We start from the raw sequence: 25593 nt of genomic DNA, 5'->3' as shown, positions 1-25593 counted from the left end.
TTAAAAAAGTATAGGAATGAAAAAAATAATTTTAAGTGTAGCAATGGTTTCTATGACCTTTGCATTCGCGCAGAAAAAAGAAGTTTCTGCGGCATTTAAGGCGATTGAGGCAGGGAACACTGCGGAAGCAAAACAAAACATTGCTCAGGCCGAAGCTCTAATGAATGGGAAAGTATATGTCCTCGAACCTAACATTCAAGAACAGTACTATTACACCAAAGGTCTAGTCCTAATTAAAGAAGGGAAAACCGTAGAAGGTGCAGCTCAACTTGCAAACATTACCGATTTAGGGAAAAACAAAATCTACGCTGGGAAAGAAGGGAAAACGAAAGTTTACATTTCTGGAAAAGCCAAAGCGGATGCTTCTGGAATTTCAAACCTGAAAGAAGAGGCTTATAAACCGGTATTGACCGGACAAATTATCGGGCAGGTAAATCCTTTAATTCAAGCAGCCAATGCAGCGGCATTAGAAGCCAACAACAAAGAAAATTTCGACGTTGCAGGTCCTAAGTTCTTAGAAGTTTACAACCTTTTAAAAGCTGCAGGTCAGGAAAACAAACAATACCTGTATTTTTCAGCCATCACCTATGCTCGTTCGTCAGACAAAGCAAAAGGGATTGAAATCTACAAAACGCTAATTGATTCCAACTACACAGGAGTTGAGACTCGTTACTTTGCAAAGGACAAGTCAGGACAACAAGTAGAGTTCGATAAAGCCACTTGGGATTTAATGAAAAAGACTCAAAACGCAGATTATACGGAGTATAAAAACGAAACGAGTCCTAACATTGAGCAGGAACTTTACGAATCGGCTGTCGGTCTAATGATTGAAGCAGAAAGATATGACGAGGCGATTGCGTACTCTCAAAAAGGAATGGATAAATTCCCGAAAAACACCAAGCTGACTGAATTAAAAGGTCTTGCTTATTACCGCGCGGGAAGAACCGATGAGTTTATGGCAAGTTTGAAAGAACTAGTGGCTAAAAACCCACAAGATAAAATCAGTTGGTACAACCTAGGGGTTCTTTCTAGCAAAGACCCAAGCAAAAGAGCGGAGTCGGAATCTTATTTCAAGAAAACAGTTGAAATTGACCCGAGTTATGCACCGGCTTATCAGAACCTGACTTACATGACGATGGACATTGACAACGATCAAAAACACATTGATCAGTACAATGACCTAAGAAAAGCAGGGAAGATGAACGAGGCGAACAAAGTAATGGAAGATCGTAGAGAACGTTTTGCGAAAGCAGTTCCTTACGCAGAGCAGTGGTACAAAGCCGCGCCTGAGGATATCGATGCCGTTACCATTCTAAAAGGGCTTTACCAAAGCACTAAGAATGAGGTGAAATTCCAAGAGTTCAAAGCAAAAGAAGCCGCTTTAAAAGCGAAGCAAAAATAAGCGCTTAATTTATTAAAGTGTATAAGCCGTCTCGATTTCGAGACGGCTTTTTTTGTTAATTGATCGATTCCTGAAACGACCTCTGAACTACTAATTTGAATCCTTTGACTCACTCCGTATTGCCATGGGGTGGTAATTCTCGAGCTATTTGCAAAATGTGCAGCTTATTAATGAATAGGACGCTATCCATATTTTATAAATTGCAATTATCTATTGTAAATAATTGCATCACTTAGTTCTATCGGATTATTAAATTTAATAATAGCTTCCTGTGTACTTTTAGTGAGTTCTCTGTAGTCTGGTTCAAACTTTTTTCCGTTTTCGTCGACCCATGTAACTTTTCTGTCTCCGCTTCTCATTTCCCTGTATGGATCATTAAAGTGATCAAGACGTGTTTTCTTTAATTGTTCTGAAGTTATTGGGATTGGTTTTAAACTCATTATAGGTGAAGAATCCTTATAACCTTCCTTAATATTCGTCAAAGTAAACAAAAAGTTATCTTTACTATCGTGCATTTCTAAAATTAGACCCGGTAACCCGCTAAATATATAGGGCCCATCTGGTATCGGAATTTCATTTGTAAACCAAGCCTCCCACACTCTTCCTTTATAATTTAAAATGGCTTTTTGCGTAGAATAAATATCAATACGTTTCTTATCTTCTGTAATTTGCCACTTGAGATCTGGCACGAAATCGATTTTAAATAATTTACTTAATTGTATTTCAAATTTAGAGATGGAGTTTGAACTATAGTCTTTTTTGATCATAAATTCAAAATCAAAATTCTTTGATGGATGCAGTTCACTTTCACCATTTGCAACTTGTATCGAATCGTACCTAAATTTATCGTAAGAAAAATATACTGAAGATTTAGAATTTGGGGAAGCTAACAAAACAAATTCTTTTCTTGTTCTATCCTCTTGCGTTGAATCTTTCTTATAAATCATAGTGTAATTCACCATAATATTATCCTGTCCTTTAGCAAAAAAAGTCATTGCTAGAAATAAAAATAATAAATTCAATTTTAAATAAGTCATAGTATTTAGTCGCATTTGGATATTACTTCTTTCTTATGCTTTTTCCATCAGAAGGCGTTGCGTAACTTTCTCGCTAAACTCATGGGTTTCGCCTCCGTAACTCACCTTCATACTTCCGTCAAATTCTTCGACAGAATCGATTCTAAGCTTTGTACCCAAGGCTAAGTTTTTTGCATTCAAATATTTTAAAAACTCACTGGTCGATTCCGTTAAAGCGCAAAACACTAAAACATCTCCTTTCTTACCTTGGTTAAGGCTTTTGTAATTAAAGCGCTCAATGGAGCCGCTTTTGTCGGGGATGGCAGATCCGTGCGGATCGGTTTTAGGATAATCCAAAAGCTCGTCAATTTTTTCGAAGAACAAACTCGATTGAATGTGTTCGATTTCTTCTGCGATTTCATGCACTTGCTCCCAACCAAATCCCATTTTTTCTACAAGAAACATTTCGGTTAAACGATGCTTTCTGACAATAAGTGCAGCCTCCTTCTTGCCCAAAGTCGTAAGCAAAAGAGGTTTATAAGGCTCATAACTAACCCAGCTTTTTTTCTCGAACTTCTTCATCATGCTGTTTACACTAGGCATCTTGATACCCAGAATTTTACTGAGTTCATTGACACTTGCGGGCTGATTTTTCTCTGTCAAATGATAGAGAGCCTTTAAATAATTTTCTTCTGTACGTGTTGTCATGCCTCAAAAGTACAAAAAGTTAGACTCTCAAAAAAACCTATCTAACATAAGAAGTTTTTCCAAAGACCAAAATTAAAACCTTAAATTTGCAATTCTTATGCACTTTATATGGGTATCGAATTAATACTAAAATACTTTCCTGAACTTTCCAAAACGCAAATTGAGCAGTTCACACAGCTTGAAGCACTATACACGGAATGGAACTCTCAGATTAATGTCATTTCAAGAAAAGACATGGATTCCCTTTATGAGAAGCACATCCTTCATTCTCTAGGCATTGCAAAAGTGATTGAGTTTGCCCCGGGTACGAAAGTGCTAGACGTCGGAACTGGGGGAGGATTCCCTGGAATTCCTTTAGCGATCTTATTTCCAGATACGCAGTTTACCCTTGTGGATTCCATCGGGAAGAAAATTCTCGTGGTTAACGAAGTCTCAACGGCTCTAGGGCTTACCAATGTGCGAGGGATCCATACCAGAGCAGAGGGCGTAAAAGAGAAATTTCACTTTGTGGTAAGCCGCGCTGTCACCCGTATGCCTGAGTTTTTGAAATGGCTAAAGGGGAAATTTGAAAAAGAACAAATCAACACCAAACACAATGGCGTTCTTTACCTAAAAGGAGGAGACCTCGGAGAAGAACTTGCAGGCCTTCGCTGTGAGCTTACTTCTTTAAGTAAACATTTTGAAGAAGAATTCTTTGAAACCAAAAAAGTAGTGTACTTATCCAAAGGCCACTTTAATTCCTAAGTATACCATGCAGAATTCAATATACTTTCTTCTTTCAATTGTCACGGTGCTTGTTTGCCTAGCGAGTTGTCAACGATCTGACGATCCCACGTTTGCTCAAAAGATTGAGTTAAGCACCGACAGTGTATCGCTTCCTACCGAATCCATTACTCTTGGTAATACCGTACAAATTACAACCTATCATAAACTTGCTGCCAACTGTGAACTCTTTCACGGTTTTTCTGAAGTAGAGGTGGGAGAGGAAAAACAAATAACAGCTTATTACCTAAAAACGGACAGCGTTTGTGGCGCCCCTACCGTAGCAGAGGCTTTTATGAATTTCACGCCAAAAAGAAGCGGAACCTTTCATCTGAAGTTTTGGAAGGATAATAACCAGTGGGTTGAGAAAACCCTTGAGGTTCTCCCAAGCCCCGCACCGTAAAGGGAAGGGAAGGGAAGGGAACCCTCCAATAAAAAGACTTGAAACTAAGGTAGCTCGCTCCTTCTTTCAAGTCTTTTTCTTATCTTGGCTCTACCTAAAAACAGAACCTTTGGATTCCTCTTTTCTAAACAAAATTACGCTGGAACTTCTGGAACAGAGTTCAAGTCTCAAAAACTACACCTTGATTTTTCCAGGGAAACGTCCCACAGTCTTTTTCAAAAAGCACTTGGCTGAGAACGGCTACACGGGTTTCTTACCTGAGTTTTTCACGATCGAGGAGCTTATGGAAGAGATTGCCGGGGTTCCAATGGTTCAAGGCCTTTCTCTATGGCTCTTTGCTTATGATGTCTACAGTACGCTTTATACCGAGGACTTTAATCAGTTTTTAAAATGGTTTCCCACAGCCTTAAAAGACTGGGACGACATTCTAAAATACAAAGCAAGCGAAAAAGAAGTCTTTAGCTACATGCACGAAGAAGAGAGAATCAAAAACTGGGGAGATTCTCTTGGCGATCCTACAGAAACGCAAAAGAAAAACCTTAATTTCTGGCGTCGACTCGCACATTTCTTTCCGATCTTAAAACAGAAGCTGATCGAGAAAGGTTGGTATAGCTATGGAATGGTTTATGAAAAAGCGAGTGAAAATCTAGAAACGTTTATTGCAAATGTCGATCAGCGTTACGTATTTTGTGGGTTCAATGCGATTACTCCCATTGAAAAAGATTTAATGCGTGGTCTTTTGCAATGGAACAAAGCTCAGTGCTTCTTCGATGCAGATCAACACTATCTTAACGACAAAAGACAAGAAGCAGGAAAATTCCTTCGAAGCACTTTTCAATGGAAAGAATTTGGGGACCACCGAAAATTCAATTGGATTGAAAATGAATTCATTCAACCCAAAGACATTGAGATTATTGAAGTATCGGGTAATGTATCCCAAACCAAAGTACTTCCTAGCCTGCTTGAGAACCTTTCTTCTTTAGAAATCTCACAGACTGCAGTCGTCCTTTTGGACGAAAATTTACTACCGGCAACCCTTGAGAGCCTGCAGTTTGCAGAGAGTCTCAACATTACGATGGGATTTCCGATCAAAAATTTAGATTTTTCACTTGCCATTAAAAAGATATTTCATCTTCATAAGCAATTAGCGAAGTCCAAATCCTATTACTACCGAGACGTAAATGCCATTATCAATGCCATTGAAAGCACCGAAGAAGACAAAACAATCACGCATGAATTCCAAGAACAACTGCGGTCCAAAAACCTAGTCTATCTATCACAAAAGAGACTGCAAGAATTGTTAGGGAACCTAAGTTACCTCAAGATCCTTCAGCCCTACAATTCTCCAAAGGCTCTTCTCAAAGAATTAATTGAATTTTGCCTTTCTTTAAAATCGACCACACAAAACGATTTGCTCTACGAAAACATTACCCTTTTTGAGAATGCTTTCAAAATTGCCGCCAATCAATTAGAGGGCTACCAATTTGAAGTAAGCATGGAAACCCTCGAGGTGATGATGAACCACTTGATAGGAAGCGAAGAAATCAAGTTTCAAGGGGAACCTCTGGAGGGATTGCAAGTGATGGGACTTTTAGAAACGAGGCTTTTAAGCTTTGAGAACATTATTTTGCTCTCCACAAACGAAGGAAACCTTCCTCAAGGTAGCTCCCACAACTCGTATCTGCCGTTTGACGTGCGATTAACTCGGGGACTTCCCACCTATCTTGAAAACGACAGCATCTACGCCTATCACTTTTACCGGTTGTTACAAAAAGCAAATAAAGCAACCTTCCTTTACAACAGTTTAAGCTCAGGGGTTAATACAGGGGAGAAATCTAGGTTCCTAACGCAAATCGAACTGGAAAGTAAACACTCCATTAAACATACAGTGGTTGACGCGGATTCATTGCCAGTGCAAAAGTCGTTAATGACGATTGAAAAAACACCCTCCGTACTTGAACGATTAGAGGAGTGGAAATCGAAAGTGGCTGCTACCCATCTCACTTCCTATATGTATAATCCTATTCAATTTTATTTAAAATCGATTTTAAAACTCTCAGAAGAGGATGACATTGAAGAAGAAATTTCTCGCAAAAGCTACGGAACACTGGTCCATTATGCACTTCAAGTACTTTATGAACCACTTAAAGGTAAGTTGCTATATGAAAAGGACTTAAATAGTCTTTTCTCAAAAATAGATGAAGCAATTCAGGAGGCTATTACTAAGCTTGATCACCCGCTCGAAGCCTATGAAAAGGGGATGAATTTCGTGCACAAAACTATTGCTCGCGATGCTGTAGAATCGGTCATAAAATACGATCTTGCTTTGGTTAAAGAGGGAAGTAAACTTGAAATTCTAGCCCTTGAGCATCCTTTTAGCAACCTAGCATTTGATCTTGAAAACGAGAAGGGTGATCAGGTCTTTTTCAAGGGATTCATTGACCGAATTGACAGGCTAGACGGCGTCATTCGAGTCACTGACTATAAATCCGGAAAATTGGAAAACCTTAATTTAGAATTTAAAGACTTGAGCGAAAATTACCTAATTGAAAAAAGCTTAAAACAAGCGATTCAGTTAAGCATCTATCTTTGGTTTTTGAAGTCAAGTGGGGAATTTAAAGGCATTGAGACTAGAGCCCATATTTGGTCATTTATTAACGCTAAGAAAGGACCTCAGCCTCTTACCTTTGTCGATGGAGATCTTAGTACAGCTATGAATTCCATTCGAACCTTAATCCTAGAGATTCTAAATCCCGAAATCCCTTTCGAGCAAAAGGAAATTCCCGTTTATACCAAATCCTATTAAACGAAATAGAAAAAGGAACTCGAAATGAGTTCCTTATTGTTTTGAAATGCGAATGCCTTTTTAAGAAAAGGCATTAATCCCTGTGATATCATGGCCTGTAATCAGCAAATGAATATCATGGGTCCCTTCGTACGTAATGACGGACTCTAAATTGGCCGCATGACGCATCATTGGAAATTCTCCCATAATGCCCATTCCTCCGAGCATCTGTCTACTTTCTCTTGCGATGTCAATAGCCATCTTAACATTATTTCGTTTTGCAAGTGAAATTTGAGAAGGGGAGGCCTCATCTGTATTTTTCAAACTCCCAAGTCTCCAAGACAAAAGCTGCGCTTTCGTAATCTCGGTTAAAAACTCGGCAAGCTTCTTTTGTTGCAATTGAAACGAAGCAATGGGCTTTCCAAATTGCTTACGTTCTAAACTGTACTGCAAAGCGGTGCAATAGCAGTCAATGGCCGCTCCAATCACACCCCACGAGATTCCGTAGCGTGCTGAGTTAAGACAAGAAAGCGGTCCTTTTAATCCAGAAACACCTGGAAGTAAATTTTCCTTTGGAACTTTCACGTTATCAAAAACAAGTTCTCCTGTTTTTGACGCACGCAGGGACCATTTGTTCAGCGTTTCCGGTGTTGAAAAGCCTTCCATGTCTCTTTCTACCACTAAACCTCTTACTTTTCCATCAGGGCCTTTTGCCCAAACCACTGCAATATCACAAAGGGGCGCATTGGTGATCCACATTTTGCTTCCATTAAGGAGGTAATGGTCAGACTCTTCTGTAAAATGAGTTTCCATTGCCCCTGGATCGGACCCATGATTGGGTTCCGTTAAGCCAAAGGAACCAATAAAATCTCCAGAAGCTAGCTTAGGCAAGTATTTCTTTTTTTGCTCCTCTGAGCCAAACTTAAAAATTGGAAACATCACAAGAGAGCTTTGCACAGATGCTGCTGAACGAACAGCGGAGTCTCCGCGTTCGAGTTCTTGCATGATAAGTCCGTAGGAAATTTGATCTAGGCCCATTCCTCCGTATTCTTGTGGAATGTAAGGGCCTAACGCGCCAATAGCGCCTAATTCTTTCATTAAACCGGGAAGATCTTCGTGGTCTTGAGCCGCCTTGTCAATTTTAGGGAGGACAAAAGAATCCACCCAACTGCGAATAGAATCCCGAATCAGCAGGTGTTCCTCGGTTAAGAGGTCATCAATTAGGTAGTAATCGGGTATTAAAGTAGAAGGATAATAGGACATTTTATTTTTTTTCTAAATTAGGAATTTGTTCTCAATCTCGAAAGTCAACCAAATCGTCTTTAAAGCGATACAAATAAGGGGCTTTGTTGGCTGATCCGTCGAAGAATTTCTCTAGTCTTTCGAGACGGTTAAAGCTAAGCATTTTTCGCTGAAAATTATTACGTCGAAACGGTTCTCCTAAAACAATTTCGTAGAGCTTTTGAAGTTCCATCATTGTGAATTTTTCAGGAAGTAGGTTGTAGGCAACAAGCTGTGTGTCTAAATTGCGTCGAAGGTGATCGAGGCCCACATGAATCATGCGGTCGTGATCAAAGGCCATTTTGGGAAGCTCATTTACATCAAACCAAGCAATGGATTCATTTAATGCATCCGGAAATGTTTTGGAAATCGTGTAATCAATCAAACTGCAATAGGCCACGCTAATAAAGCGCTGAAAGATCCAGTGGTCCTTCGGAACTTCAATCCCTCGGTTTTCCAAAAGGATTTGATGTACGTTGTTTTGTGTTCTTTCCTTGCGACCAAAGGTATGGAACTGGTCCAGGAACAAATTGTCGAGGTGAGTTCGCTCATAGAGAACGCGCGCTGCCGCTTCTCTTAGATCCTCGTGATGGAATACAAAACCGCCAGGAATGGACCACAGGTCCAGATCGTGGTATTTTAACAAAAGGACACGGAGTTTCTCTTTGTGAAAACCAAAGATGGTACAGTCTACCGAAATTTGAGGAATAAATCCGTCCGTATCAATAAGATCTTGTAAAGATTGTCTGTTTTTAGAATCATCAATGACACTCATGCACTACTCGTTTTTTCCAAAGTTAAGACTAATTATCTTTTTGAGTGATTAATATTTTAAAAAATACAAGAAGTAGTCCTAAAAACAGGATAGGAACCAGGATAAACACTGGGTATAAGGAAGTTAAATCGAAATGAAAGGCCCAAGAAATGTAAATAGAGCCTAAGGCACTCCCTAAAGAAGAAAAGACCACAAGCGCAGAAATCAACCGATTTACCCTCTGAGAATCGTAATGAAGAAGCATTCGGGCATTAATAATGGGATAAAGAGGCGATAGAAATAGTCCAATGGCTGGAATTAAATAAATCAAAAACAAATTGTGCTCAGGGGAAAAATTGATAAAAAGGTACATCGTCACTAACATGAGCACCAGCAGCACTAGGCAACTCCTGACGTACTTATACCAAGAGAAACGATAAATCAGTTTGCTCGTTAAATACCTTCCTACAAACGAAAAAAGTGCGAGAAAGGCCGTGCTCTGTAAGGCAAACTGCGAGGAGACATTAAAATGACCTTTGTAGAAAGTCGGGAGCCAAGAATTTAGGCACTGCTCAACAAATACAATCAAAAGCATAATTAGAAGGAACACAATCGTTTTTCGATCCATTTGTTTGAAAAACCCAACCCATAAATTGGATTTCTGTCCCTCTTCACTTTCTTTTATTTCCTCATAGGGCATCTTCCAAAGCAGAATGAAGGTGAAAATCGAGAGAAGAGCAATCATCCAAAACCCAAACATCCAATGCTCCTTAAAAGAAGAACCCAAGAGCCAACCGAATCCCATGTTCACAAGAAAGATTCCTAGCATAAAAGAAGCCTCCACTTCGTTCATTACCTGAGCTAGATGCTTCTCTCTAAAATTGCTTCGAAGTAGCGAGAAGGTGCTAATTTTCCCCACTGCAAAGCCAAGTCCGATAAAAACGAACCAAATTTTCATAATCCAAAAACTTCCAATAAAAGGGACACTTAAGCAGCAGATAGCCACAAAACCCACGGTGAAAAGCAGCGCATACTTAGAGCCGAAACGATTGATGTATCGAACTGCAAAAAGGGAGGCCACGGCAATGGGCAAATCTTTAAATGCTTCTAAGAATCCGAGCCCTTGAAATGAAATTTGTTGCTCTGAAAATTGGAGAATCATAATGCCCATGCAGTTTAACAACATGGAGAAAATTAAAAAGACGAGAACAAGGGGATAGTGGGATATTTTTTCGGAGCGCACCATGAAAATTAACGTTTTAGTAACAGTTTTTGTGAAATTTTAAGCTATAAACACACTCAAATTAATAGTAATTTTCCTTTGTTTTTTGCTCTAAAGCACTGCAAATAAACGAATTTTAAAAAAAATAAAAAAATAAAACTCAATGTTAATAATTTGTTATAGATTTATTGTCTCATAATGAGATAAAAAAATCAAAATAATATGAAAAAACAAATTCTTAGTGTTTTGAGCTTATCCATGCTTCTCTCTGCCACCGGTTTAATGGCGCAGCAAGCGGAGAAGGATACAGTTCGCGAGGAAACTATTGAAGAAGTAGTTTTAGTCAACGTCGGATACGGCGTACAAAAGAAAAGCGTGGTCACAGGAGCTATATCTAAGGTGAGCTCTGAAGATTTCAAAAATGCGCCTAACGGGGGTATTGGACAAATGATGCAGGGGCGTAGTGCTGGGGTAACCATTGCTATGAACTCCGGTGCACCGGGATCCTCATCCACCATTCGTGTTCGAGGAATTACTACCTTCTCCGGAGCCAACGACCCACTCTGGGTTGTGGATGGACTACCAATTGAAAATGCGGATATCGCTACCTTAAACCAAGGAGATATTGAATCCATTGAAATCCTAAAGGATGCGGCCTCTGCTGCCATCTACGGGGTTAGAGCTGGAAAAGGGGTTATTCTAGTAACGACCAAGCGCGGCAAAAAAGGCAGAATGAACGTAGCTTATAATGGGTACACTTCTTATTCCGCACCTTCGAGAGTGCTTCAATTGTTAAATGGTACCGAGTATGGAGCCTTGATGAATGAAAGATCTATCAATGGAGGCGAAGGGCTTCTTTTTAACGATCTCTCCACCTTAGGGGTAGGAACCGATTGGCAAAAAGAGGTATTCAACACCAGTGCATTTGGACAAAACCATGAACTAAATTTTAGTGGAGGAAACGACACTTCTCAATTCTTCGCTTCTTTCGGGATTCAAGAACAAGAAGGGATTGTGGCGACTCCTATTTCTAATTATAGAAAACAAACGGCTAGAGTAAACTCTACGCACAAGTTTTTAAACAATATTTTAACATTCGGTCAGAATCTCTTTTATTCGCACCAAAAAAATGTGGGTATTGGAGATCAAAACCGTGAATTCGGTGGCGTACTTGCAGACGCACTTATGCTTGACCCTTTAACTCCTACGATTGAATACGATCCCGTTCGAGCCAACTCGGCTCCATACACGGCCTCTCCTTGGATTGTTCGCGATGCGAATGGAAACCCTTACGGGATTTCCAACATGCAACAATCCGAGATTGTAAACCCTCTTGCATACATTCAAACTCGCATGGGAAATTACAGTTGGAGCGATGTCATAGTAGGGAATGCATACTTACAAGCGGAACTAATCCCGGGTTTAAAACTTCGTAGCACAGTCGGGGCGAAAAAAGCCTTTTGGGGAGATTACAGTTTCAACCCACAGTATTATTTAAGTTCCCTTAATTTAAATGCAGTACGAAACAACCTTAACCGTGGAAACGGAAATGGACTAGACTGGAACGTAGAAAACACTTTAACTTACGACAAAAAGATTTCAGGCCATGATTTCTCCTTTTTAATAGGTCAAGGTGTGAATGTCATTGGGAAAGGGAATTTCAGTGGAGCCACTCATTACAACGTACCCACAAACGATTGGAGAGAAGCTTCCTTCAACATGGCGGTCGCTCCTACAGACCAACTTGGGTATAGTTACAATTTTAACGAAGTAAGGCGAACTTCTCTTTTTGCAAGGTTAAACTACAACTTTCAAGAAAAATATCTATTAACCGCAATCGTTCGTCGTGATGGATCTTCCTTATTTGGTCCGAACTATAAATACGGAACTTTCCCTTCTGTTTCAGCAGGATGGGTGGTTACAAAAGAAAACTTTTGGCCAGAGAACTCCTTCGTAAATGAACTTAAAATTAGAGCAGGGTATGGGAAAAACGGGAACGACGGATCGCTTACCCCAAACCAATACGAATCTCTAATCGCAAACGGATACAATTACTATTTTGGAACCGGTCCATCTGTAATCATTGGTAGTGCACCAGAAACGCTTTCCAACAACGATTTGCACTGGGAAACCACGACTCAAAAGAACATTGGGATCGACTCCCGTCTCTTTAATACCTTTACTTTAACGGCTGAATACTACCAAAAAGTAACCAAAGGAATTTTACTTCAATACCAAATCCCAGGCTATGTAGGGGTAACCAACAACCCGTGGGGGAACATTGGGGATATGAGGAACGACGGTTTTGAACTCGAACTATCGTACCGTAAAAAATTCGGCGATTTAAAATTTGATGCTTCTGCCAACTTCACAACATTAACAAATGTAGTAACCAAGTTGAATGGGCTTGACTTTATCGGAATGGGTAGCTTTCAATCTTTAAACGGCGAAGTCGCTAGACTAATGGAGGATCTTCCTTATGGAAGTTTCTACGGTTGGAAAACCAACGGAATTTTCCAAAACTGGGACGAGGTAAATTCATACACGTCTTCAGACGGTTCTGTGATCCAGCCGGATGCAAAACCAGGGGATTTCAAATGGATGGATACAAATGGGGACGGAACCATTGATTCCGAAGACCGAACTTTCTTAGGAAGTTCTCTTCCGAAAAACACATTTGGATTAAGTTTAAATTTCGAATACAAAGGATTTGACTTAAATGCAATGTTCCAAGGAGTAACTGGAAACAAAATCTTCCAAGGTCTTAGGAGACTTGACGTGAGTAGAGCAAACTACCAAGCCGTAGCGCTTGAAAGATGGACAGGAGAAGGCACTTCAAACACCTATCCTAGGCTGACCTCAGACGATACGAACGGAAACTTCACGAACATGTCCGATTTCTACTTGCAAGACGGAGATTATGTGAGACTAAAAGTTCTCTCTCTAGGGTATTCTCTTCCTGCGAAATTAACGAATGCCATAAGCGCTCAAAAAATTAGAGTTTATGTCACTGGAAACAACGTATGGACCCTGACCGATTACAATGGATACGATCCAGAAATTGGTGGAGATGTTATGGGGGTTGACAAAGGGTATTACCCACAACCTAAAACTTTAATCTTTGGTATCAACTTACAATTCTAAAACAATGAAAAACAAACGATACATATACATTGCTTTAATAGGAGCCCTCAGCTTTAGCCTTGGGTCCTGCTCGGAGGAGTACTTAAACGTACCCAACGACGGAAAGCAAACAGAAACCAATTACTACAAAAACGAAAGTGAAGCCTTTTCAGGACTCGTTTCTATCTACGATGTTTTAAGAAAGAACACAGGAAGTTTTGACAACATCCTTACCTTCATGAATGCGGGATCGGATGATCACTTCGCTGGAGGTGGAGGGGAAACCGACGGAGTCGGAATCCACAAGTTTGAAAATTTCACAATCGATCAATTTACGATCCACAGAAGTTACTGGAGTGATCATTACCAAGGAATTTTCCGTGCAAACATTCTTTTACAGAAATTGCCAAACGTTCCTATGGCAGACACGACCAAAGAACAATTTGCAGCGGAAGCCAAAACGCTTCGTGCGATCTATTATTTCAACCTCGTGAGAATGTTCAAAAACGTTCCTTTAATCTTGGAACCAATTGACCCTGCTGCGATGTACGACATTTTACAGGCGCCAAGTGAAGAGGTTTATGCACAAATGGAAAAGGATCTTGAAGAAGCCATTCCAAACTTACCTTTGAATGCCTCCGCGCAATATCCGGGTAGACTTTCTCAAGGAACTGCAAGAGCTGTACTAGGTAAAATTTACCTTTACAACGGTAAGAAAGCCGAAGCTGCTGCACAACTTGCCTTAGTAAACGGTACGCCGGGAGGAACAAGTCAGTACGGATATAAATTACTCGATTCTTTTGATGATTTATGGGTGACAGACAACAAGTTCAACTCAGAATCCATTCTAGAATGCTCACACACCAACCTAAGTAACGCCGGATGGGGGAACTGGGGAAGTGGAACAGACGAAGGAAATACCACGGGCGTAATGGTAGGCCCAAGAGGGTATACAAAAATTGGAGCGAACGCACCGGATCTTCCTACAGGATGGAGTTTCAACAACTGGACTCAAGGGTTCTACGATGCGATTAAAGGAGATCCAAGGTTCGAGGCTACAGTACTTGACTTAAAAGCGCTTAAAGCAGCGGGGCAAGCAGATTACACTCCAGGATATCGCGACACAGGATACTTCTTAAATAAGTTCGTCCCAACCAATGCTGATGTGACAGACGGAGCAGGGGATGCGGTATTAAATTACCGTCAGAACTCTTATATCATTCGTTTAGCAGATACGTACCTAATGGAAGCGGAAGCTTTAGGCGCCACTGGCGCTAGAGCTCAGGCACTTTTAGATGCAGTTCGTAAAAGAGTAGGCCTTCTTCCTGTCCCTGTTACCATGGATGCCATTAAGAAAGAAAGACGAATTGAACTTGCAGGCGAGGGCCATCGTTTCTTTGACCTTGTTCGTTGGGGGGATGCAGCCAGTGTACTCGCTTCCAAAGGATTTGTCGCAGGGAAAAATGAAATCTTACCGATTCCTTACCAAGAATTGCAAGGAACCAAGATTGAACAAAATCCAAATTACAAAGATTAATTCCTAAGATATGAAAGCATTTAAAATTACAACAGGCCTTTTGGCCCTTGCCTTACTCATTACGGCATGTGATGTGGAGGGAATTGACCAAAACGTACCGGAATTAACCGATCCCAATTCAGGTACCTACGATAAGATTTTTGACCTAAGTACAGACAACTCGGGAACAGTTCGAATCACACCTGTAGGAACTGGAATCTCTAAATCCATCGTCGACTTTGGCGATGGTTCAGGAGCTGCCGCCACTGCAGTTGTGAACGCGGGTCAAAGTATAACGCACGTGTATCAGGAAGGAGACTATACGGTAAGTATTACCTCAATTGACCTTTCTGGAAAAGAAACGGTAAACACGTATCCTTTGAGCGTGATCTACGCGACACCGACGGATCTTAGTATCGGCGTATCGGGTGGCGGACTTACTTTAACCGTGAAGCCGGAAGCGCAGCTTGCGAGTGGAGGGTATAAAATCCTATTTGGAGAGGGAGACTCAGAAGTACCCACTGTCATTGCAAACGGGGCCTCATCCACACATACTTATGCTAAAGCAGGGGAGTACACAATTTCTGTCACTGCATTAAGTGGGGGAGCCGCTACTACGAGCACTACTTTAGATGTAACTGTTAACAACCCACTTGGACTTCCTATCGATTTTGAAACCCCTTACACGAATTACGGTGTAGCAGGAGTCTTTGGCGGTATGGGAATGGGCTTTGTCGACAATCCAAACACGGAAGGCTTAAACGTTTCTAACAAAGTACTTAAAATCACAAAATCCGTCGGGGCCGAAACGTGGGCAGGTATTTATATTCCACTCGGAGAACCAGGAGGCGTTCCTATTAATATTAACAACGGAAAGGTCTTTAAAGTATTAGTCTATTCGCCTACCATCGGAACCTCCGTTCATTTCCAATTGGAAGATGGGAGTGATTACAAACCCTTTGTGGAAGTTTTGACTACAAAAGCAAATAAGTGGGAAGAACTCACCTTTGACTTTACAGACCAAGACATAGCCAGCGGCTATCACTTCACGCAGGTTGTTTTCCTAGTGAATGCTAGTAGTGTTGGCAATGGTGAAGTTGTTTATTTGGATGACATTACACAAATTAATTAAAATATTATGACAACTAAATCCCTACTAAAAATTTCAGGACTCCTTTCCTTTGCACTTGTATTTTTATTCTCGTGCAAGGAGGAAGTCTATACAATGGGAGCCCTTAGCTCTCCAACCAATTTAAATATTGTAACAGAGATTTCAGGACAAGATGCTCAAAACCCTAACGGTGATGGATCAGGAGTCGTGAATATTACTGCAAGTGCAGACAACGTTCTTAGTTATCGTGTCGCATTTACGGAGATTAACGATTTAGCAAGTGAACCAGAATATGTGGTTATGCCAGCAGGCAAAATGACTAAAAAATTCAGTTCACTTGGCGATGTTAACTACCGAATTTCGGTGATGGCATACGGTGCTGGAGGTACCTCTACAGTAGCGACGAAGGATATCACCGTAAAAAGTGTGTACAATCCAGATCCGATTGTTGTAGAAAACCTAACAGGCGGAACGTCTAAAACTTGGGTCGTAGCGAAAGCTCAACCAGCCCATATGGGTGTAGGACCATACACACCAGCCTCCATAGAACCAGAATGGTGGGCAGCTACTCCTTTTGAAAAAGAAGGAACAGCAGACTGTCTTTATGCTGCCAGCTTTACCTTTACACAAGAAGGGCCTGCAAGCTTTAGCATGAAATCCACAACTCCACAGGGAGCCTTTACAAAAACAGGAGCGCTCGCTGGAATTCCAGGAATCCCAGCCTCAGGAGACGAAGGGTGTTATCCTTACGGAGGAGGTAGCTCAGCTTTTGTTTTCATTGAAGCCACAAGTGGAGTCGCTGCTTCTGCATCTACCACCACCAGCATTTTGCTTTCGGGCAATACCACCTTTATTGGGTACGCTGCAACGAAAAAAGAATATGAAATCCTATCTATTACGCCTACCACCATGAACCTAAGGGTACAGGGAACGGAAACGGGTAATGCATGGTATGTAAAACTAGTTGCTGTTGAGTAACTATAGTTTCTCTCTTGGGAAGCGGTTTGAAAATAGCCGCTTCCTTTTTTATTTTTAACCGATTCAAATTATGAGAAAAAGACTGAATATAAATTTTATAGCACTTGGAACTTTCCTGGTGTTTTTCCTTGTTTCTTGCTCCTCAGGAGGAGGCGACAATCCAGGAACACCAGAACCCAAACCGACTCCAAGCAACCTTGTGGTTAGTTCTTTAATTGTGGGCTCCAATGCTCAGAATCCAGAAGGAGACGGAAGTGGGGTTGTCAATTTTACTGCGAAAGCAGATCATGCCACTAGTTACAAAATGCTAGTCAATGGTGAAACCCTTAGCTCAAGCACAGGAGCATTTACCTATACGTTTACTGCTCCCGGATCCAATGTTTACAGTGTGTTTATTTCCGCCTATAACGGGGATAAATTCGCTTCTAAAACGCTTGAAATCCGAGTGAAGGTAGACTCCAAATTAGTTTGGTCAGACGAATTCAATGTCGACGGTGCCCCGGATGCAAACAAATGGACCCATGAGACCGGAACCGGAGATGGCGGCTGGGGTAATAACGAACTTCAATACTATACGAACCGTAGAGAAAATTCAGTGGTTAGTAACGGTACCCTAAAAATCCATTTGATCAAAGAAGCGTTTCAAGGAAGCTCCTTTACTTCGGCCCGAATGGTGACCAAAGGTAAATTTGATTTCAAATACGGTAAGATTGAATTCCGAGCCAAGATTCCTACCGGAAAAGGAACATGGCCAGCGCTGTGGATGCTAGGAGCCAACATAGACACAGTCCCTTGGCCTAGCAGTGGAGAAATTGATGTCATGGAACATGTGGGAAACCAACAGAACCGAATCTTCTCTACATTGCATTATCCTGAACACTCAGGTGGAAATGCGGTAGGTGGAAGTATGATGCTTCCCACAGCATCCAGCGAATTCCATTTATATTCCGCCGAATGGACTCCAAGTTCAATCATTTTCTCCGTGGACAACACACCTTATTTCACATTCAACAATTCAAGTTCTTTGCCTTTCAATCATAATTATTTCATTATTATGAACATGGCAATGGGCGGAAACTTTGGAGGCGCGATCGATCCTTCGGTTCAAGGGGCTACCTTTGAAATCGATTATGTTCGCGTATACCAATAACCTTAAACCTATCCCAAATGAAAACTCGTCTTTTAACCACTATTTTCACAGGCATGCTTGTGGCAACTTCACTTTCTTGTTGCTCTCGCTCCTCGGAACCCGGAGGGAAGAACCCTCCCGTAGATCCACCCGTGAATCCACCGACCGCGAAAAATGAAGTCGATGTGTGGATTACGAAATCGGATCAGTCTGCTTTGCTCCAAAAACAAACCAATGTGATCGCCTTTTCGTCCCAAACGAATTCCTATCCATTTATTGATATCAATACCAATCAAAAATTCCAATCTGTGGATGGATTTGGATACACCCTTACTGGGGGTAGTGTGGAGGTTATTAATAAGTTAAGCGACACTAAAAAAAATGAACTTCTGCAAGAACTCTTTGGTCAAGGTGAAAACAGCATAGGCGTTAGTTACATTCGACTAAGCATTGGCGCTTCGGATTTGAATAGTTCGGTATTTTCTTATAACGATCTACCGGCAGGTGAAACCGACTTAACTCTAGCCAAATTTTCACTCTCGAAGGACCAAGCTTTAGTGGATATGCTTAAGCGCATTCTCGCCATCAATCCAAACATTAAGATTATGGCTACTCCTTGGTCTCCACCGACCTGGATGAAAACCAATAAGAGCAGTATTGGAGGTGAACTTCTACCAGAGTACTACGGAGTCTATGCTCAGTATTTTGTAAAGTACATTAAAGCGATGAAAGAAAATGGCATCACAGTCGATGCAATTACTCCGCAAAATGAACCTTTGCACCCTGGGAACAATCCTAGTTTATCCATGTCTGCAAAGCAGCAAGCAGAATTCATTAAAAAGCATTTAGGACCAGCGTTTCGCACAGCAGGCGTTCAAACCAAGATTGTCATCTACGATCACAATTGCGATCGCCCTGACTATCCGATTGAGATCCTTTCAGATACAGAAGCAGCCCAATACGTGGACGGAAGTGCTTTCCACCTATATGGAGGAGACATAAATGTTTTGCAAGGAATTCATGATACGTTCCCGTCCAAGAATCTTTACTTCACAGAACAGTACACGGCTTCTACAGGAGAATTTGGAGGAGATCTTAATTGGCATGTGAAAAACGTAATCATCGGATCCATGAGAAACTGGAGTAAAAACGCGCTCGAATGGAACTTAGCGAATGACGGCCGTTACGAGCCGCATACGCAGGGCGGATGTGACACTTGCAAGGGCGCAATTACGATTAACGGAAGTAGCAACTTCACCCGTAACGTCGCTTATTACATTATCGCGCACGCCTCGAAATTTGTTCCTCAAAACTCGGTTCGAATTCAGTCTACTCAAAATTCAAACCTTAGTACCGCAGCCTTTCAAACTCCTAGTGGGAAACTGGTTTTAATTGCACAGAACGGCAGCGCAAACGCTGAAATCTTCAATCTAAGAATTAATGGAAAATGGGCCACCTTATCTCTGGATGCAGGTGCGGTCGGAACCTATGTATTCTAAAGTGTATAATCCAAGGAAAATTAAGGTATGAAAGGTTTATTTGCAGTTTTAGTACTTGCCACACTCACTTCTTGTCAAACAAAAGTTCCGCTCGAGAAAGACGGCTTAAAACTCGTCTGGAATGATGAATTCAATTACAAAGGACTTCCCGATTCAACAAAATGGGAATTTGAAGAGGGGGGAAGTGGTTTTGGAAATCATGAACTCCAGTACTACACGAAAAACAGACTCAAAAATGCGCGCGTAGAAAAAGGAAGCCTTGTCATTGAAGCGCACAAAGAGCCTTGGGATAAGAATGAGTATACGTCTGCCAAACTGCAGACAAAATCCACGCAGACATGGACCTACGGACGAATAGAAGTTCGTGCAAAGCTTCCGAAGGGGAGAGGGACTTGGCCTGCAATCTGGATGATGAGCGAGAAAATGAAATCCTGGCCTAAGGACGGAGAAATTGACATTATGGAACATGTAGGTTACAATCCTGGTTTCATTCACTCCTCGGTTCACACGCAGAAATACAATCACGTCATCAACACCCAGAAAACGGATACTTTATACGTGAAGGACGCCATGGACAAGTTCCATGTCTATACGCTAGATTGGACGCCTGAAAAAGTGGATGTATACGTGGATGAAGTTAAATTCTACACCTACAAAAATGAGGAGAAAACTTACGAAGCTTGGCCGCTAGACCAGCCCTTTTACCTCATTTTAAATCAGGCCGTGGGAGGCGACTGGGGTGGGAAAGAAGGAGTAGACCCAAGTATTTATCCTCAGAAATTCTATATTGATTACGTTCGCGTTTATCAATAAAAAAACACCCAATCAATAGCAATAGATTTTCTAATCAAAAATGCAAGCCTTTTCGCTTGCATTTTTGTTTTAATCTACTTGTAATTACCTTTTTAAAAGAGGTAATCTAAGGCTTTAGTTTCGATGCAATCAGATTGCAATCGGCCTGCGTTAAGCTGTGTCCACTTTCAAATTTTACAACTTTAGGAGTCGCATAACGCTCTCCAGAATCATCATAATCACCAATTCCTTCGATGAGCTTACCGTCTTTTTGAAGAAACCAGATTTCACGCGTGGAAGTGGTTCCTTCAGCCTGAAATACATAATCCACCTTTAGGGTATCTCCGTTTGCAATTCCAGCTAAATCTCCGAAAGAGCTATCTTTCTCAAAGTTTTTATACCGTAAACTTCCTGTGATTGTTCCCAGATTGTTGTTAATCTTTGCAAAGAGCGTATCCTTACCAATCGCTTCAAAATAACAAGTGCTAGTACTAGCAAGTGTAGAATCGGTTACATTGGCTTCATCAATAAAAATTCCACTGGAGTCAATAGGTTCCACAGTAGTGGTTTCTGTTTTCTTATTACAGGACACAACGGCTAAAACCATTGCACCTACTAAAACTAAATTTTTCATAAGTCTAGGGTTTAAATGAGTTTTCAATTTACTAATTATCTAGAAATGCCACAAATGGAACCTGAAAGCTTCATTGTGACTGGCTTTATTTTTCCATGAATGTGAAGGATACTTTACAGCCTTGTCATTATGAGAAAGAGCATTTATTCCACGTTGAACCGCCTTGAACTGCGAAATTAGCCCCATATGCTACAATTTTGTAAAAGCACAGTTTTGAAAATAACACAAAGAAATTACAATAAGAATAAATAATCCCATGAATTTTTGACGAAATCAATCTCAAAAACTAAAATATACCCTCAAAAACAATACAAAACATTTGTATATATTTTTATTTACATTTACATTTACTAAATCACAAAAATTCGCTTTCGAAATAAAATTAGAACCGCCTTTTTTGGATCTAATTGTCATAATTTCAAAAGTACACCAAATCTAATACATTAAATTCTACTTATGAACTTTAGTGAAATTATTTCAAAAAAAGTATATAGACGTGTAATTACATGCATCACTTTATTCCTTTTAATCGGATGCACAACATTCAGCAAATCGGCAAAATATAATGATTTTAGCTATGAAAATCAGAGAATTAAATATACAAATACCGACTTAAATATCGAACATCTAACATATGGTGGTCTAAACATAATAGACTCGAAGGAAAAGAAGGCGAATAATTCTGCTGTGGATTTAAAATATAAAAATATTGTCTATTATGCGAGTCAAGATATGGGTTTTGAAGTTCATAATGTAAAGTATGACTATTATCTTCTGGCAAAATTTAGTGGAAAAAAAGATAAAGATGCAACTGTAGAACAAATTCGGTGCAATTCAAGAAATTCCTATCTAGTAATATCTGGTGATATTCCACCAAATGATCTGAAATTATTAATAGATAGTTTTAAATGTACTAAATAATGATTCTTTAATTTTCCGATCAGATGTAGCCACTGATATAGCTATAACTTGGCTGCGGCTAATCCTTAAAATGGAGAATGGGAGGAGTAGACCAAGAATTCATTAATACAAAATGCAATTAAATATTATGGAATGGACAAGAACCTTTAAACTATTTATATCTATCATTTTTTCAATTACATCGGCAGTTTCATATGCGCAAAACTATCGTGTTTTTTATGATATGAAATACAAAACAGATTCATTGTCAAATGAATATGTCGATAAGGTAATGATTCTAGACGTCAACGAACACACGACACGTTTCTATTCCTATAAACTATATCAAAGTGATTCAACTCTTATTGCAAATGAAAAGCTAAATTTGATTACTATATCTAAATCAATGGATTATGATTTTATGGTTGTAAGACAGGATAATAAAATTTCTAAATATCATAGAATCCTCTATGATATTTACGAATTACAGGAGAATAAGACCGAATTAAATTGGCATATTAGTAAGGATACTAAAAAAATAAAAAACTTCACAGCTCAAAAAGCAACTTTAGATTATCAAGGCAGAAAATGGGAAGCATGGTTTGCTAGAGAGTTGCCCTATGCGGAAGGTCCCTATGTTTTTGGCCAGTTACCCGGATTAATTATATATATGAGCGATCTAGATCAAAATTATATTTTTAGCATGACTGAAGTATCGCCACATTATCACAACATATATACAGAAGGTGATTTGCCTAAAACCATAAAAGTTAATTCGGAACAGTTGAGGAAGGTTTATTTGGATTATTATAATGATCCTTATAAAGAAGCAAAAGCAGGAAGAATTATGATCAATTTCAAAAATGAGAAAGGAGAGAGGATCACTCCAAATTGGAACGAGCTTACAAAATACAGACAACAGGAAATTAAGAAAAATAATAATCCACTGGAGCTCAGTAATGCTATTTCCTATTAACTACTTCAAAACGTGCTATTATGAAAAAATATCAAATTCTTCCCATACTATCTCTCTTTTTCGTACTAAGTTGTAGTAATAAATTCATCCTGAAAAGAACTTATTTTACTGGAGTAGAAAATTCAACTAATCGTGTGAACGAATACAATACGAAGTTAAAAACAATTACAGTCACCACTGAAGAAAGCACTGAAATTAGCGATTTTGCTCTTAAGAGGAAAGACTACAAACATTTTAAGAACACATTGAAAAATGCGGGTATCCGTTCTAATTATTGCTGGATCTCCAAGGAAAGCTATCCTGAATATTCTTATAAGTATGAAATAATCTTCAACGAAAAAGAAGCAAACCCTAATTGCCAAACAGAACCCGTTAAATACGAAGTCTACGATTCTTTTGTCAAAATTACAGATAGCATTAAAAAGATAAGTCTTTTAAGGTAACCAACATCAATGTACAGGACCATTCTCCATGCTATATATAATTCCTATAATTTATATTATGTTAAATAGGATTGGTTTCTGAATTCAAGAACCTATCTATTCATTTCGTTAGCTAGACGCCTGTTCCCGCATACGATCTAGTTTTTCATTGTTGAGTACCAAGGACAAGAAAAGTCGATTTTTGACCACTAAACACCTTGGCTCTCTTTAATTTTTAGATAAAGTAATTTCCATTTAAACAATAAGCTGAACAATAACAATTTATTTTGGTTAGGTTGCATGCTCAAAATCGCTTAGGCCGCTTTTTGTACGGCACTAATCCTTTTATTTAGATTCAGCCTACTCTTTGAGTTTCAATTTAGAAAGTAGTGCTTTCTTAGAATTATTGAGTGTGCCCATAAAATATTAGCGAAGATACTTTGATAATGAACTGAAAATGGGTTTTATGGAAGAGTTAATAAGTAAATTATTTATTTAAATTGAATTTTGTCGCAAATATTTCCTAAATTTGCGACAACAATGTATGAAAGATAACATGGAAAGCATTGATATTAAAATACTTGAAAAAATAAAAAAAGCGAAGAGGGGTTCGCTTTTTTATACCGAAGATTTTCTTTCATTTGGGAATTATAAAGCCGTTTCTAAAGCCTTAGAACGCTTAGTGAATGAAAATGAACTTTCTAGAGTTGCACGTGGAATCTTTGCTATTTTAGAAAAAGACCCTTATTTGGGTGAAATTTCACCAACAGCAGAAAAAATTGCCGAATCCATTAGAAAAAGAGATAAGGCACGAATTATTCCTACCGGTTCTTTAGCTCTAAATATGTTGGGATTATCAACGCAAATCCCAATAAATTTAATCTATTTGACAGATGGATCAGCTAGAACAATTAAAGTCGGAAATCGCAGTATTGTTTTCAAGAAAACCAGTCCTAAAAATCTAGCTACTATCGGTAGTATTAGTGGGATTGTGATACAGGCACTCAAAGAAATTGGAAAAGATAATGTTACAGATGAAGAAATCCAATTGATTTTAGAACATTTAAAAAAAGAAGACTTTTACCGTTTAGAACACGATATTAAATTAGCTCCTGAATGGATTAGAATTATTATGCGTAAAGCTTTAAATAAAACAAATGAAAAATAAATTTCTAAGCCTACCTGAACAAACTAAAGTAAATGCATTTAACCAAATTGCTGAGAAAAGGGGAATTTCGCCAATTGCAGTTGAAAAGGATTGGTGGGTTACTCAAAGTTTATCTATAATATTTGAAATGGAAGAAGCGCCGTTTTTAGTTTTTAAAGGAGGAACTTCATTAAGTAAGTCGTGGAATTTAATTCAACGGTTTTCAGAAGATATCGATTTAGCAATAGACCGAGAATTTTTAGGATTCTCTGAAATTCCAAAAAGAAAAACTAATCTCCGAAAAAAGTCCGGGAAATTCGTTTCAGAAGAGTTTTATCCAAAGTTACAAAAACGCTTCATTGAAAGAGGTATAGGTGAGAATGTTCGTTTTACTTTAGAAGAAGCGCAGTCATCAGATCAAGATCCAAGAATTATTAATATTTACTATCCAACTTTAATCGTTGCAAAAGGATATATGAATCCTCGGGTCCAAATAGAAGTTGGTTGTAGATCACTAAAAGAGCCATATTCAAGCTGTTTGGTTTCATCATTTATTGATGAGGAATATAAAAATATGGATTTTTCTGAATTAGCTTTCAATGTACCATCAGTTAATCCGGAAAGAACGTTTTTGGAGAAAATATTCTTACTACATGAAGAATTTCAGAAACCACCCGAGAAAATTAGAGTAAATCGTTTGAGTAGGCACTTATATGATATTTACTCACTTTATCATTCATCGTTTAAAAATAAGGCTTTAAACGATGAAGATTTATATAAAACTATTGTTCATCACAGAATTGAATTTACCAAAGTTGCAGGTATCGATTATTCACTACACAACCCTCAAACAATTAATCCAATTCCTCCAGAAATAATTATCAAGCAATGGGAAGAAGATTATGAAACTATGAAATCGGAAATGTTGTATAGTAAACACCGACCTGAATTTTCTGAAATCATTAATACGCTCGAAAAACTAAAATCCGAAATAAATGAATTGGAATGGGTTGCGGTAGAGAGGTAACAATTA

General features: G+C 39.3%; 22 protein-coding genes. 16 read left to right on the top strand and 6 right to left on the bottom strand.

The features are described from left to right. Positions 1-16: 16 nt before the first annotated feature. Positions 17-1402, top strand: coding sequence for a tetratricopeptide repeat protein (locus tag AC3IRX_RS01035; RefSeq protein WP_489210659.1), 1386 nt, complete (start codon positions 17-19; stop codon positions 1400-1402). A 206-nt stretch (positions 1403-1608) separates the two neighbouring features. Here the strand turns inward: AC3IRX_RS01035 and AC3IRX_RS01030 are convergent, their stop codons facing one another. Further along, complete coding sequence (locus AC3IRX_RS01030) at positions 1609-2439, bottom strand: GLPGLI family protein (RefSeq protein ID WP_489210658.1); 831 nt, start codon at positions 2437-2439, stop codon at positions 1609-1611. A 33-nt stretch (positions 2440-2472) separates the two neighbouring features. Next, complete coding sequence (locus AC3IRX_RS01025) at positions 2473-3126, bottom strand: metal-dependent transcriptional regulator (RefSeq protein ID WP_489210657.1); 654 nt, start codon at positions 3124-3126, stop codon at positions 2473-2475. 108 nt (positions 3127-3234) lie between these two features. On the opposite strand from AC3IRX_RS01025, the gene rsmG reads away from it, so the two are divergent. The 3 genes from rsmG (at position 3235) to AC3IRX_RS01010 (ending at position 7097) form a co-directional block, all read left to right on the top strand. After that, entirely contained in the window at positions 3235-3870 is a 636-nt protein-coding gene (gene rsmG / locus AC3IRX_RS01020) for a 16S rRNA (guanine(527)-N(7))-methyltransferase RsmG (RefSeq protein WP_489210656.1), read from the top strand. 7 nt (positions 3871-3877) lie between these two features. Further along, positions 3878-4291 carry a hypothetical protein gene (locus tag AC3IRX_RS01015; protein ID WP_489210655.1) on the top strand — a complete coding sequence of 138 codons (414 nt, stop codon included), beginning with the start codon at positions 3878-3880 and terminating at the stop codon, positions 4289-4291. 109 nt (positions 4292-4400) lie between these two features. Next, positions 4401-7097 carry a PD-(D/E)XK nuclease family protein gene (locus AC3IRX_RS01010; RefSeq protein ID WP_489210654.1) on the top strand — a complete coding sequence of 899 codons (2697 nt, stop codon included), beginning with the start codon at positions 4401-4403 and terminating at the stop codon, positions 7095-7097. A gap of 60 nt (positions 7098-7157) precedes the next feature. Here AC3IRX_RS01010 and AC3IRX_RS01005 read toward each other — a convergent pair whose 3' ends face one another. Genes AC3IRX_RS01005 through AC3IRX_RS00995 form a run of 3 tightly spaced genes read right to left on the bottom strand, consistent with a single transcriptional unit; the run spans position 7158 to position 10357 of the window. Continuing rightward, positions 7158-8339: an acyl-CoA dehydrogenase family protein gene (locus AC3IRX_RS01005; protein WP_489210653.1), complete on the bottom strand. Its 1182-nt coding sequence runs from the start codon at positions 8337-8339 to the stop codon at positions 7158-7160. A gap of 31 nt (positions 8340-8370) precedes the next feature. Beyond that, entirely contained in the window at positions 8371-9132 is a 762-nt protein-coding gene (locus AC3IRX_RS01000) for an NUDIX hydrolase (protein ID WP_489210652.1), read from the bottom strand. A 28-nt stretch (positions 9133-9160) separates the two neighbouring features. Next, the gene (locus AC3IRX_RS00995; RefSeq protein ID WP_489210651.1) at positions 9161-10357 is read right to left on the bottom strand and encodes an MFS transporter; all 1197 of its coding nucleotides are present in this window, start codon (positions 10355-10357) and stop codon (positions 9161-9163) included. A 198-nt stretch (positions 10358-10555) separates the two neighbouring features. On the opposite strand from AC3IRX_RS00995, the gene AC3IRX_RS00990 reads away from it, so the two are divergent. The 7 genes from AC3IRX_RS00990 (at position 10556) to AC3IRX_RS00960 (ending at position 20502) form a co-directional block, all read left to right on the top strand. Next, positions 10556-13477, top strand: coding sequence for a SusC/RagA family TonB-linked outer membrane protein (locus AC3IRX_RS00990; RefSeq protein ID WP_489210650.1), 2922 nt, complete (start codon positions 10556-10558; stop codon positions 13475-13477). 4 nt (positions 13478-13481) lie between these two features. Next, positions 13482-14993 carry a RagB/SusD family nutrient uptake outer membrane protein gene (locus AC3IRX_RS00985; RefSeq protein WP_489210649.1) on the top strand — a complete coding sequence of 504 codons (1512 nt, stop codon included), beginning with the start codon at positions 13482-13484 and terminating at the stop codon, positions 14991-14993. A gap of 10 nt (positions 14994-15003) precedes the next feature. Then, positions 15004-16104, top strand: coding sequence for a PKD domain-containing protein (locus AC3IRX_RS00980; protein WP_489210648.1), 1101 nt, complete (start codon positions 15004-15006; stop codon positions 16102-16104). Positions 16105-16110: 6 nt separating this feature from the next. After that, complete coding sequence (locus tag AC3IRX_RS00975; protein ID WP_489210647.1) at positions 16111-17061, top strand: hypothetical protein; 951 nt, start codon at positions 16111-16113, stop codon at positions 17059-17061. A 70-nt stretch (positions 17062-17131) separates the two neighbouring features. After that, positions 17132-18211, top strand: a complete 1080-nt coding sequence (locus AC3IRX_RS00970; protein ID WP_489210646.1) for a glycoside hydrolase family 16 protein — start codon at positions 17132-17134, stop codon at positions 18209-18211. Between the two features lie 17 nt (positions 18212-18228). Then, entirely contained in the window at positions 18229-19689 is a 1461-nt protein-coding gene (locus AC3IRX_RS00965) for a glycoside hydrolase family 30 protein (protein ID WP_489210645.1), read from the top strand. A 27-nt stretch (positions 19690-19716) separates the two neighbouring features. Then, positions 19717-20502: a glycoside hydrolase family 16 protein gene (locus tag AC3IRX_RS00960; protein ID WP_489210644.1), complete on the top strand. Its 786-nt coding sequence runs from the start codon at positions 19717-19719 to the stop codon at positions 20500-20502. 106 nt (positions 20503-20608) lie between these two features. Here the strand turns inward: AC3IRX_RS00960 and AC3IRX_RS00955 are convergent, their stop codons facing one another. Then, positions 20609-21115: a hypothetical protein gene (locus AC3IRX_RS00955; protein ID WP_489210643.1), complete on the bottom strand. Its 507-nt coding sequence runs from the start codon at positions 21113-21115 to the stop codon at positions 20609-20611. 456 nt (positions 21116-21571) lie between these two features. Here AC3IRX_RS00955 and AC3IRX_RS00950 point away from each other — a divergent pair, with 456 nt between their 5' ends. The 5 genes from AC3IRX_RS00950 (at position 21572) to AC3IRX_RS00930 (ending at position 25587) form a co-directional block, all read left to right on the top strand. Beyond that, a complete protein-coding gene (locus AC3IRX_RS00950) occupies positions 21572-22036 on the top strand; it encodes a hypothetical protein (RefSeq protein ID WP_489210642.1) in 465 nt (154 codons plus the stop codon). 127 nt (positions 22037-22163) lie between these two features. Further along, positions 22164-22991, top strand: coding sequence for a GLPGLI family protein (locus AC3IRX_RS00945; protein ID WP_489210641.1), 828 nt, complete (start codon positions 22164-22166; stop codon positions 22989-22991). A gap of 20 nt (positions 22992-23011) precedes the next feature. Then, the gene (locus tag AC3IRX_RS00940; protein WP_489210640.1) at positions 23012-23434 is read left to right on the top strand and encodes a hypothetical protein; all 423 of its coding nucleotides are present in this window, start codon (positions 23012-23014) and stop codon (positions 23432-23434) included. A gap of 523 nt (positions 23435-23957) precedes the next feature. Then, the gene (locus AC3IRX_RS00935) at positions 23958-24581 is read left to right on the top strand and encodes a DUF6088 family protein (protein WP_489210639.1); all 624 of its coding nucleotides are present in this window, start codon (positions 23958-23960) and stop codon (positions 24579-24581) included. Then, positions 24571-25587 (top strand): nucleotidyl transferase AbiEii/AbiGii toxin family protein, encoded by a 1017-nt coding sequence (locus tag AC3IRX_RS00930; RefSeq protein ID WP_489210638.1) that lies wholly within the window; start codon positions 24571-24573, stop codon positions 25585-25587. The genes AC3IRX_RS00935 and AC3IRX_RS00930 overlap by 11 nt, the downstream gene beginning before the upstream one ends. Positions 25588-25593 lie beyond the last annotated feature (6 nt).

Source organism: Epilithonimonas sp. KH_059, assembly GCF_057838485.1.
The sequence above is the reverse complement of the archived record's forward strand: the minus strand, read 5'-3'. Positions and strand labels throughout refer to the sequence as shown.

What these genes read in the sequence shown, in the direction of transcription:
- AC3IRX_RS01035 (WP_489210659.1), top strand. Translation starts at nt 17, where the DNA reads ATGAAAAAAATAATTTTAAGTGTAGCAATGGTTTCTATGACCTTTGCA.
- AC3IRX_RS01030 (WP_489210658.1), bottom strand. Translation starts at nt 2,439, where the DNA reads ATGACTTATTTAAAATTGAATTTATTATTTTTATTTCTAGCAATGACT.
- AC3IRX_RS01025 (WP_489210657.1), bottom strand. Translation starts at nt 3,126, where the DNA reads ATGACAACACGTACAGAAGAAAATTATTTAAAGGCTCTCTATCATTTG.
- rsmG (WP_489210656.1), top strand. Translation starts at nt 3,235, where the DNA reads ATGGGTATCGAATTAATACTAAAATACTTTCCTGAACTTTCCAAAACG.
- AC3IRX_RS01015 (WP_489210655.1), top strand. Translation starts at nt 3,878, where the DNA reads ATGCAGAATTCAATATACTTTCTTCTTTCAATTGTCACGGTGCTTGTT.
- AC3IRX_RS01005 (WP_489210653.1), bottom strand. Translation starts at nt 8,339, where the DNA reads ATGTCCTATTATCCTTCTACTTTAATACCCGATTACTACCTAATTGAT.
- AC3IRX_RS01000 (WP_489210652.1), bottom strand. Translation starts at nt 9,132, where the DNA reads ATGAGTGTCATTGATGATTCTAAAAACAGACAATCTTTACAAGATCTT.
- AC3IRX_RS00995 (WP_489210651.1), bottom strand. Translation starts at nt 10,357, where the DNA reads ATGGTGCGCTCCGAAAAAATATCCCACTATCCCCTTGTTCTCGTCTTT.
- AC3IRX_RS00990 (WP_489210650.1), top strand. Translation starts at nt 10,556, where the DNA reads ATGAAAAAACAAATTCTTAGTGTTTTGAGCTTATCCATGCTTCTCTCT.
- AC3IRX_RS00985 (WP_489210649.1), top strand. Translation starts at nt 13,482, where the DNA reads ATGAAAAACAAACGATACATATACATTGCTTTAATAGGAGCCCTCAGC.
- AC3IRX_RS00980 (WP_489210648.1), top strand. Translation starts at nt 15,004, where the DNA reads ATGAAAGCATTTAAAATTACAACAGGCCTTTTGGCCCTTGCCTTACTC.
- AC3IRX_RS00975 (WP_489210647.1), top strand. Translation starts at nt 16,111, where the DNA reads ATGACAACTAAATCCCTACTAAAAATTTCAGGACTCCTTTCCTTTGCA.
- AC3IRX_RS00970 (WP_489210646.1), top strand. Translation starts at nt 17,132, where the DNA reads ATGAGAAAAAGACTGAATATAAATTTTATAGCACTTGGAACTTTCCTG.
- AC3IRX_RS00965 (WP_489210645.1), top strand. Translation starts at nt 18,229, where the DNA reads ATGAAAACTCGTCTTTTAACCACTATTTTCACAGGCATGCTTGTGGCA.
- AC3IRX_RS00960 (WP_489210644.1), top strand. Translation starts at nt 19,717, where the DNA reads ATGAAAGGTTTATTTGCAGTTTTAGTACTTGCCACACTCACTTCTTGT.
- AC3IRX_RS00955 (WP_489210643.1), bottom strand. Translation starts at nt 21,115, where the DNA reads ATGAAAAATTTAGTTTTAGTAGGTGCAATGGTTTTAGCCGTTGTGTCC.
- AC3IRX_RS00950 (WP_489210642.1), top strand. Translation starts at nt 21,572, where the DNA reads ATGAACTTTAGTGAAATTATTTCAAAAAAAGTATATAGACGTGTAATT.
- AC3IRX_RS00945 (WP_489210641.1), top strand. Translation starts at nt 22,164, where the DNA reads ATGGAATGGACAAGAACCTTTAAACTATTTATATCTATCATTTTTTCA.
- AC3IRX_RS00940 (WP_489210640.1), top strand. Translation starts at nt 23,012, where the DNA reads ATGAAAAAATATCAAATTCTTCCCATACTATCTCTCTTTTTCGTACTA.
- AC3IRX_RS00935 (WP_489210639.1), top strand. Translation starts at nt 23,958, where the DNA reads ATGAAAGATAACATGGAAAGCATTGATATTAAAATACTTGAAAAAATA.
- AC3IRX_RS00930 (WP_489210638.1), top strand. Translation starts at nt 24,571, where the DNA reads ATGAAAAATAAATTTCTAAGCCTACCTGAACAAACTAAAGTAAATGCA.